Source organism: Cellulomonas pakistanensis (assembly GCF_016862755.1).
GTDB classification, from domain to species: domain Bacteria; phylum Actinomycetota; class Actinomycetes; order Actinomycetales; family Cellulomonadaceae; genus Cellulomonas; species Cellulomonas pakistanensis.
The window spans coordinates 1-9,894 of record NZ_BONO01000043.1 but is presented as its reverse complement, the minus strand read 5'-3'; the positions used below and the strand labels follow the sequence as shown (position 1 = coordinate 9,894).

Sequence of the window (9,894 nt, the reverse complement as noted above, 5' to 3'; positions counted from 1 at the left end):
GCGGTCGGGGCGGGCGTCGCGCTCGGGGCCGGGGTCGGCTCCGGCGACGCCGTGGGCCCGGGCGACGCGGCCGGCTCGGGCGCCGCGGTCGGCTCCGGGGCGGCGGGCGCCACCGGCGAGGGCGTCGGCGCGGGCGCCACGCCCCCCGTCGGGGTCGGCGGGGCGGTGGTCGCGGCGGCGGCCGGCGCCTGGGCGGTCACCGACGGCGCGGACGCGAGCACCTCGCCGCCGAAGTTCCGCGCCGGGTCGGCGATGCCGGTCCGGAACGCCTCGAGGCTGTTCGCCCGGGAGTTCACCCGCCAGTCGTTGGTGGCGAGCTGGCCGTCGACGTAGGTGGTCACCGCGAGGTTGAACCAGGCGAACCCGATGACGTCGTCGTTGCGGCCGGGGTCGAAGCCCTGGAAGAACGACTTCACCCAGGCGGGCTTGGTGCCGCCGATCTCGGACGCGCCGACCTCGGCCAGCAGGATCTTCTTGTCGGAGATCTCGCGGAGCTGGTCCAGCGTGCGGTCGTAGGTGTACTGGAAGGTCGCGTTGTTGTCGGCCTTGTACGGCGGGCGCTGGTAGCCGGACACGCCGACCCAGTCCACGTACCCGTCGCCCGGGTACAGCGCGCGCAGGAACTCCGTGCTCTGGTGCGCGGCCGACAGGTTGTTGACGATGTTCGGCGCCCACACCCAGATGACGTACTGGTTGGCGCCGTTCGCCTCGAAGATGTCGTGGACGTGCTGCCACATCTTCACGTAGTCGCCGACGTTGTTGCCGTTGATCGGCGCGCCCGAGCCGGTCTGCTCGGCCCAGGGGTACCAGGTGCCGTTCATCTCGTGGTCCAGGCGGATCGCGAGCGGCAGGCCGGTCGACGCGATGTCCTTCGCGTACTGCGTCAGGTAGGCGTCGAAGTCGCCGGCGATGATCTTCGGCAGCGTGTAGTCCGGCTCGACCACGACGTCGTTCTTCGACGCGATCGGGCGGGACTCCCAGGTGAGGAACGGCAGCATGCCGCGCTGCCAGGCGCGGGTCACCGCGTTGTCGCGGTACGCCTCGTCCCAGCCTCCGAAGAAGCCGACCATCGTCTGCTCGCGGCCGACATCGTTCGCCGCGTCGTCGAACGTGGCCCAGTTGAACGGGGCCTGCTCGGTGTACATGCCGAAGTACCGGGTGCTCGGGTCGAGCAGCTGCGCCTTGCTCGGCGCGGTGGGCTTGACCGGCTCCGCCGGGGTGCTCGGGTTCTCGGGCCGCGGCGGGGCGGGGTTGGTCGCGCCCTCGCCGCCACCCGAGGAGGAGCCGCCGCCGGTCGACGCGCCGGCGCCCGCGCCGGAGCCGGTGCGGCCCGGGCGGGACGAGCTCGAGGACTTCGAGGAGCCCGACGACCCGGACGAGGACTTCTCCTCCGCGGCGGCCGCGGCCGCCTCGGCCTCGCGCCGGGCCTGGTTCTCCGCGGCGGAGAGCTCGCCCTTCTTGCGGGCGGCCTGCTCGTCCTCCAGGACGTCGCGGAGGGCGTCGGCCTGGGCGCGGCTGGACTGCAGCTGCCCCTCCAGCTCGGCGTTGCGCTGCTGGAGCGCGAGCTCCGCGGCGGTGGGCTCGTCGGCCTGGGCGCGGACGATCGAGGAGACGGTCGGCAGGTTCCACACGACCGCGGTGACGGCCACGAGCGCGAGCACGATGACGGCGGTGGCCACGCGGGCGCGCAGCGTCATCCGGCCCATCGTGGGCGCCCACCAGTGCTTGCCGCTGGGCGGCATGGGTGCGTCAGACATAGAGGAGGGCCTCCAGGGCGAACAGGACCACGGCGATCACGTAGGGGATCCCCGCGAGCGGGTTGAGCCGTCGGCGGGCGGGGGCAGGGGCGGCGGCACGGGCGTGCCGGCGCGTGGTGTCGGGGGCGGCCACGGTGGCGACCGCGGTGTGCGCGGCCGGGGCGGGCGTCGCGGCGGACGCCACGGCGACGGCCTCGGCGGTCAGCGGGGCGTGGCCCGCGACGGCGGGCACGGGCTCGCCGTACGTGCCGCCCGGGTCGGTCGCGTGGTCGCGCTGCGTCGGGAAGCCACCGCGGTCGACGACGTCCACCGGCGCCGCGTCGGCGATGAGGCCGAGCTCGGCCTCGAGCGTGCCCGGCTTCAGGGTCTCCTCCGGGCCGCCCTGGCCCGGGTCGCCGCCGGCGTAGGCGCCGGCGCGGGTGCCCCAGCCGGAGGCGTGCGCCATGCGCAGGAACCCGAGCAGGCGGACCGGCATGAGGAAGAACGTCGAGACGATGATGAAGACCGGCAGCCGGAAGAAGTCGCTGGGGACCTCCTGCAGGTGCCGGATCTGCCGGATCGCCATCGACAGCACCGAGGACACGACCATCAGGCCGATGACCCAGAACCAGCCGGCCTGGGCACCGTAGGTCTCGAGCATCGCCTCGTAGAGGTTGACGCCGGTGCCGCTGACCGAGCGGTAGATCCAGCCCGCGATCGTCCCGATCAGCAGGAACGGCAGGATGATGTCGGTCAGGAAGAAGATCGCCAGGATCGGCGCGTGCCCGAGCATCCAGGGCAGCATCCGCAGGGTGTTGTACTGCGAGCCGCGGGCCCAGCGGAGCTGCTGCTTGAACAGCTTCTTCACCTGCAGCGGGGCGTCGGTGTAGACGAGGCTCGTGTGCTGGTAGACGGTCCGGTAGCCCTTCTTGAGGGTCAGGTTCGTCAGCGTGCGGTCGTCGGACACCTCGAGGAAGACGCCCATGAACCGCTGGGTCATGAAGTCGTCCATGACGTCGATGAGGATGTGCCGGCGGAACGCGATCGTGCGGCCCGGGAGGCAGCCGACCTGGCCGAGCACCGACTGCGCGGGCATCGAGTACAGCGAGCGCGAGTTCTCCAGCCAGTCCGCCCAGCGGGTGATCCAGGAGCGGGTCGGCTCGAGGATGCGCTGACGGGTGGTGACGCCGCCGACGTTCCGGTCCTTGAACGGCTTGATGAGCTCGGGCAGCGTGCCCGGCGTCCAGACCGTGTCCGAGTCGAGCAGCACGGTGATGTCGTACTTGGACATCTCGGTGCCGATCTTGACCGCGTTCCGCTTGCCCGGGATCGGGGTGTGCACCCAGCGGACGAGCGGCGCGAACTCCTCGCAGACCGCCTGGAGCCCGGGGTTGACCGCGCCGTTGATGACGACGATGACCTCGTCGGGCCGCTGCTCGGTCACGCGCGTGAGCACGTCGCGGAACAGGTCGAGCGGCTCGTCGACGACCGGGACGATCACGCTGGTCGTCTCGTGGTGCTCCTCCGTCCACGGGCGGTACCGCCGGGAGAGGCCCACCTTGAGGAGCCACAGGGCCCAGACGAGCCCGGAGAAGATCGTGAAGAGGTACAGCTCGGCCTGCTCGTCGAGCATGTGCCGGATCTGCAGGATGAAGATGAACATCGCTCACCTCGGCGCTGGGTCGGGACGGAGGAGCCAGCGGCGACGGTGACGCGGCGGAGGGCGGCGGGATCCGCGCCGGAAGGCGCTGTCCCGGTCGGGAGGCGTGGGCCTCTGTGACAGGCGGGGAGAAGGGCGAGGGCGGAGGTGTCACCCGTTCGGACGGGCGACGACATGGCGATCGGTGGATCCTGTGCGCCGGTTGTGCTCCCGGCCTCGAGTGCGCCCAGCGTGTTGGACGCCGTGGCGCTCGCGCAACTCCCACCCGGCATTTCAGACACCATATGTGAGATGGATCACGTCAGAGGTGTCCGGATTGCCCGTAAATGCGCAGATCACAGTCGTGCAAGTCCGACATGTCGGAATCGGGCAAGCGCTTCACGGCGACGCAGGTCAGCTCGCGTGTCGCGCGTTGCGGCGATGTGTCGTACGGAAGTCGCCGGCGTGAATACGGTCACAACCGCGAGTGACGGGCGTCAGAGTCACGAGATGCTATGACCCGGCGTCACCCCGCTGTGCCGGCCGCCGCCTCGCCCGGCTCGCCGCTCCGGCCGGGGTCGGTCGCTCGCGAGCGTGCCGCGCCCGGCGGCCGGACGGCAGTCGGTCGCGACCGTCCGTCGGCTCGACGTCGCCAAGTTGAGCGGAATAGGCTCAACTTGCGTGCCGTTGCACCGGATGCCCCGTCACGAGCGGGGCGACGCACGCACGCGCGGTCGACCGGCCGCGCCGACCCGGACGCACGGAGGGGACGTTGGACGCGAAGCTCACCACCAAGTCGCAGGAGGCGATCGGCGACGCCATCCAGCAGGCGTCGGCCGCCGGCAACCCGCAGCTGGAGCCCGCCCACCTGCTGAACGCGCTGCTCGCCCAGGAGGGCGGCGTGGCGAACGGCCTGCTCGACGCCGTGGGCGCCGACCGGCAGGCGCTCGGGCGCGCGGTGCGCGCGGTCCTGGTGAACCTGCCCGCCGCGAGCGGCTCCTCCGTCGCGCAGCCGACGGCCTCCCGGGCGACCTCGTCCGCGATCGAGGCGGCGTCGGCCGAGGCCCGCACGCTGGGCGACGACTACGTGTCCACCGAGCACCTGCTGCTGGGCCTCGCCGCCGGCCAGACGGGCGTCGCCGACGCCCTGCGCGCCCAGGGCGCGTCCCGTGACGCGCTCGCCGCCGCGCTGCCGTCGGTCCGCGGCTCCGCCCGCGTCACCAGCCCGAACCCCGAGGGCACCTACAAGGCCCTCGAGCAGTACGGCGTCGACCTGACCCAGCGCGCCCGCGACGGGCGGCTCGACCCGGTGATCGGCCGCGACGCCGAGATCCGTCGCGTGATCCAGGTGCTGTCCCGCCGGACCAAGAACAACCCCGTCCTGATCGGCGAGCCCGGCGTCGGCAAGACGGCCGTCGTCGAGGGCCTGGCCCAGCGCATCGTGGCCGGCGACGTGCCGGAGTCGCTGCGCGGCAAGCGCCTGGTCTCGCTGGACCTGGCGGCGATGGTCGCCGGCGCGAAGTACCGCGGCGAGTTCGAGGAGCGGCTGAAGGCGGTCCTGGAGGAGATCACCTCCTCCGAGGGCGAGGTCGTCACGTTCATCGACGAGCTGCACACCGTCGTGGGCGCGGGTGCCGGCGGGGAGGGGGCGATGGACGCGGGCAACATGCTCAAGCCCATGCTGGCCCGCGGCGAGCTGCGCCTGGTCGGCGCCACCACGCTGGACGAGTACCGCGAGCGGATCGAGAAGGACCCCGCGCTGGAGCGCCGGTTCCAGCAGGTGTTCGTCGGCGAGCCGTCGGTGGAGGACACCGTCGCGATCCTGCGCGGGCTCAAGGAGCGGTACGAGGCGCACCACAAGGTGACGATCGCCGACGCCGCGCTCGTCGCCGCCGCCACGCTGTCCGACCGGTACATCACCGGCCGGCAGCTCCCCGACAAGGCGATCGACCTGGTCGACGAGGCCGCGTCCCGGCTGCGGATGGAGCTCGACTCCTCCCCGGTCGAGATCGACGAGCTGCAGCGCGCCGTCACCCGGCTGGAGATGGAGGAGGTCGTGCTGTCCGAGGCGGACGACCCGGCCTCCCGCGAGCGGCTGGAGAAGCTGCGTGCCGACCTCGCCGACCGCCGCGAGGAGCTCGCCGGGCTGACCGCGCGCTGGGAGAAGGAGAAGGCCGGGCACAACCTGGTCGGCGACCTCAAGGCGCGCCTGGACGACCTGCGCTCGACCGCGGACCGGCTGCTGCGCGAGGGCGACCTCGCCGCCGCCGCGCGCCTGCAGTACGGCGAGATCCCGGCGGTCGAGAAGGAGATCGCGGAGGCCGAGCGCTCGGAGCGCGAGGCCGACGCCGCGGCCGCCGAGGCGCAGGCCCCGATGATCGCCGACAAGGTCGGCCCCGACGAGATCGCCGAGGTCGTCGCCATGTGGACCGGCATCCCCGCCGGGCGGCTGCTCGAGGGGGAGACCGCGAAGCTGCTCCGGATGGAGGAGGTCATCGGCGAGCGGCTGATCGGCCAGTCCGCCGCGGTCGCCGCCGTGTCGGACGCCGTGCGCCGCTCGCGGGCGGGCATCGCCGACCCCGACCGGCCGACCGGGTCGTTCCTGTTCCTCGGCCCGACCGGCGTCGGCAAGACCGAGCTCGCCAAGGCGCTCGCCGACTTCCTGTTCGACGACGAGCGCGCCATGGTCCGGATCGACATGTCCGAGTACGCCGAGCGGCACTCCGTCGCGCGCCTCATCGGGGCGCCCCCGGGGTACGTCGGCTACGAGGAGGGCGGCCAGCTCACCGAGGCCGTCCGCCGGCGCCCGTACTCGGTGCTGCTGCTCGACGAGGTCGAGAAGGCGCACCCCGAGGTGTTCGACATCCTGCTGCAGGTGCTGGACGACGGCCGGCTCACCGACGGCCAGGGGCGGACGGTCGACTTCCGGAACGTCATCCTCGTGCTGACCTCCAACCTCGGCTCGCAGCACCTCGTCGACCCGCTGCTCGACCCGGAGCAGCGGAGGGCCGGCGTGATGGACGCCGTGCGCGCCGCGTTCAAGCCGGAGTTCCTCAACCGGCTCGACGACATCGTGCTGTTCGACCCGCTGTCGCTGGCGGAGATCGGCCGGATCGTCGACCTGCAGGTCGCGGCGCTCGCGGCGCGGCTGCGGGACCGGCGGCTCGCGCTGGACGTCGACCCGGGGGCGCGCGAGTGGCTCGCCATCGAGGGCTTCGACCCGGCCTACGGCGCCCGGCCGCTGCGCCGGCTCGTGCAGCGCGAGATCGGCGACCGCCTGGCCCGGCTGCTGCTGGCCGGCGAGGTGCGGGACGGCGACACCGTGCGGGTGACCCGCGCGGCCGACGCCGCCGGCGGGCTGGAGCTCACCCGGGTCTGACCGCGGGCGGGGCGGCGGGGTGCGTGCGACGATCGCGTCGATGGACGCCGCCGCCCCCGCCGCCCTCGCCGCCGCCGGCGGCTCCGCCGAGCTGACCGGCCTGGCGGGCTGGGTGGTGGGCGTCGTCGAGGCGCTCGGACCCGTCGGCGTCGGGCTGCTCGTCGCGCTGGAGAACCTGTTCCCGCCGATCCCGTCCGAGGTCGTGCTGCCGGTCGCCGGCTACGTCGCGAGCCAGGGGCAGATGAACCTGGTCGCGGCGGTCGTCGGCGCCACCGTCGGCGCGGTCGCCGGCGCCTGGCTCCTGTACGGGCTGGGCGTCTGGTTCGGCCGCGAGCGGCTGCGGCGCTGGCTGGAGAAGATCCCGCTCATGGAGGTCGAGGACCTGGACCGGGCGGAGGACTGGTTCGTCCGGCACGGCGGCGCGGCGGTGCTGATCGGCCGGTGCGTGCCGGTGGTGCGGTCGCTGGTGTCGATCCCTGCGGGCCTCGAGCGGATGCCGCAGCCGAGGTTCCTGCTGTTCACGGCGATCGGCAGCGCGGTGTGGAACACCGGGCTCATCGTCGCGGGCTACGTGCTCGGGGAGCAGTGGGAGGACGTCGGGCGGTACTCGGACTGGATCAACTACGCCGTCTACGCCGCGATCGTGGTCGTGGTGGTGAAGTTCGTCTGGACGCGCCTGCGCCGCCGGAGGCTCGCCGACCGTGGCTGAGCGGCGCGCGACGCCGGACCGCCCGGGCGCCCAGGAGTGGGTGCCGCCGGACGGCGACGTCGACGCGCTGGCGGCCGCCGCGCCGGCCTGCCGCGGGTGCGAGCTGTGGGCGCCGGCGACCCAGGTGGTGGTCGGCGCGGGACCGCCGGACGCGCGCGTCGTCCTGGTGGGTGAGCAGCCCGGCGACCGCGAGGACCTCGCCGGCGAGCCGTTCGTCGGACCCGCCGGCCGGGTGCTGCACGACGGCCTGCGCGACGCGGGTCTGGACGCCGGCGCGGTGTACGTGACCAACGCCGTCAAGCACTTCCGGTTCACCGAGCGCGGCAGGCGCCGGCTGCACAAGAGCCCCGCGGTGGCGCACGTCCGGGCGTGCCACCCCTGGCTGGGCGCCGAGCTCGCCGCCGTCGGGCCGCGGGTGGTGGTGTGCCTCGGCGCGACCGCCGCCCGCTCCGTGCTCGGCCGCGACGTCACCGTCGGCGAGCTGCGCGGCCGGCTGCTGGACGAGCACCCGGCCGAGGCGCCCGACGCGACGGTGCTGGTGACGGTGCACCCGTCGGCCGTGCTCCGGCTGCGCGGTCGCGCGGGCTGGGACGAGGCGTACGCGGGGTTCGTGGCGGACCTGCGCGCGGCGGGCGCCGCGGTCGGCTGACGGTCGCGGGGCACGGGAACCACCACAGGCTCCGGGGGCGTGCGTCGTCCACAGGCGCAGGGGTGCGGGGCGGGTCGTGTCGGTGGTCGTCGGTAGGGTTTTTCCATGGTTGACCTGCAGCGATGGACCGGTGGCGACGTGGTCGTCGCCGCCGCGCTGCCGGTCTACGGGCGCGACGGGACGTGCCTGACGGACGACGGGCCGGACCCCGTCGTGGCGGCCGGCGGGACGCCGCGGACGGGCGAGCAGCGGCAGGCCGAGGCGATCGCAGCATGCCCGCCCGGGCCGGTGCTGGACGCCTGGCTGCGGGGGCTCGACCTGACGGTGCTGTCGCCGGTGATCCTCGTCGAGGTGGTCGCCGCGCACGACCGCATGGAGGCGCACCAGCACGCCCGCAAGCTCGCGGCGATCGCCGAGCTCGCCTCCCGGCCGGAGATGAGCCCGGACTGGTCCCCGCTGGCCGGGGCGCCGCCGGTGCAGTCATCGGTAGCCGGGGACGAGCTGTCCGCGCGCCTGGGGTGGTCCCGGGGCGCCGCGAACAAGGCCGTGCACCGGGCCCTCGTGCTCGACGGCATGCTCGCCGCCACCGGCGAGGCGCTGCAGACCGGGCAGATCGACGCCGCGAAGGCCGAGGCCCTGGCGTCCGGGCTGAGCGACGTGCCTTGGCAGGCGGCGCACGCCGTCGAGGACGCGGTTCTCCCGGACGCGGACCAGTGCTCGGTCGCGCAGCTCCGGCAGCGAGTGGAGCGGGAGATCCGACTGGTCGACCCCGAGGGCGCCGCGAGCCGGCACCGGCGGGCGCGCTGCACCCGCCGGGTGACGCACCCGTGCCAGCGCCCGCACGGGATGGCCGCGATGTGGGTGGTCATGGCCGCGGAGGACGCGACCCGGGTCGACGGGGTGCTCGACCACGCGGCGCGGGCCGCGCAGGCCGTGGGGGACGGGCGCACGCTGGACCAGCTGCGCGCGGACGGGCTGCGGGACCTGGTCGTCGGGGACGTCCCGCCCGCCGACGGCCCGGCGGTCGAGGTGCACCTCGACCCACCGGCTCCGGCGCCTGCCCCGGCTCCGCGCCCGGACCCCGATCCGGTGACCACGGTCCGCAGGAGGTCTGCGCGCGCCGGCCACGCTGAGCCCCGCCCGATCGCCACCCTCATCCCCGTCCTCGGGCCGGAGCCCCCCGTTCCCGCCGTGCTCCCTTCCGACGCCCACCAGCCGGCAGCGCTCGTCCCCGCCGCGACCGAGGGCTCGCCCGAGCCCGCGGCGCCGGAGCGCGCGGATCTCGCTCCGCCCGAGTCCACCGAGCACGAGGCCGCCTCGCCTGAGTCCGCCGCGCTCGACACCGCCGCGCTCGACACTGCCGCGCTCGACACTGCCGCGCTCGACACCGCGGCGCTCGACGCCGCCGCGCCCGATGCCGCCGCCCTCGAGCCGGCCCCGCGCGCTACCGCCGCGCCCGGTCCCGAAGCGCCCGCGGCTGCCGTCGCCCTGGCGTCCACGGCGGCGCGAGGCGCCGGGCGCTGCGGCTGCGCCCGCCCCGGCGCCGAGGTCCGCGTCACCGTCTCCGCCGCCACCCTCCTCGGGCTGGACGACATGCCGGCGCACCTCGACGGCTACGGCCCCATCGATGCCGTCGCCGCCCGCGCCCTCGCCGCCGGGGGCGTGTGGCGGCGGGTCGTCACCGATCCCCGCACCGACCGCGTCCTGGACCTCGGACGCGAGCGATACCGACCCACTGCGGCCCTCGCGGAGCTCGTCCGCACCCGCGACGGGACCTGCGCC

The 9,894-nt window shown here is 74.5% G+C and carries 6 protein-coding genes; 4 read left to right on the top strand and 2 right to left on the bottom strand.

The genetic code is table 11. From position 1 onward, the window contains the following. Window positions 1-1,757, bottom strand: a 1,757-nt coding sequence (locus Cpa01nite_RS18240; RefSeq protein WP_239068916.1) for a glycoside hydrolase family 26 protein, incomplete at its 3' end; no start/stop codon positions are given. Further along, entirely contained in the window at window positions 1,750-3,399 is a 1,650-nt protein-coding gene (locus Cpa01nite_RS18235; RefSeq protein ID WP_203670288.1) for a glycosyltransferase family 2 protein, read from the bottom strand. The genes Cpa01nite_RS18235 and Cpa01nite_RS18240, both read right to left, overlap by 8 nt. Window positions 3,400-4,147: 748 nt before the next feature. Here Cpa01nite_RS18235 and clpB point away from each other — a divergent pair. The 4 genes from clpB to Cpa01nite_RS18215 form a co-directional block, all read left to right on the top strand. After that, on the top strand, window positions 4,148-6,754 hold the full coding sequence (clpB, locus tag Cpa01nite_RS18230; protein ID WP_203670287.1) for an ATP-dependent chaperone ClpB: 2,607 nt from the start codon (window positions 4,148-4,150) through the stop codon (window positions 6,752-6,754). Between the two features lie 40 nt (window positions 6,755-6,794). Then, on the top strand, window positions 6,795-7,463 hold the full coding sequence (locus Cpa01nite_RS18225) for a DedA family protein (protein WP_203670286.1): 669 nt from the start codon (window positions 6,795-6,797) through the stop codon (window positions 7,461-7,463). After that, window positions 7,456-8,112 (top strand): UdgX family uracil-DNA binding protein, encoded by a 657-nt coding sequence (locus tag Cpa01nite_RS18220; RefSeq protein ID WP_203670285.1) that lies wholly within the window; start codon window positions 7,456-7,458, stop codon window positions 8,110-8,112. Before Cpa01nite_RS18225 ends, Cpa01nite_RS18220 begins: the two co-directional genes overlap by 8 nt. Before the next feature lie 105 nt (window positions 8,113-8,217). Further along, window positions 8,218-9,894: DUF222 domain-containing protein (locus tag Cpa01nite_RS18215; RefSeq protein ID WP_203670284.1), on the top strand; the 1,677-nt coding region annotated here is incomplete at its 3' end.

Excerpts from the sequence above, each read along its gene's own strand:
- Cpa01nite_RS18225 (WP_203670286.1), top strand. The coding sequence starts at position 6,795 with ATGGACGCCGCCGCCCCCGCCGCCCTCGCCGCCGCCGGCGGCTCCGCC.
- Cpa01nite_RS18235 (WP_203670288.1), bottom strand. The coding sequence starts at position 3,399 with ATGTTCATCTTCATCCTGCAGATCCGGCACATGCTCGACGAGCAGGCC.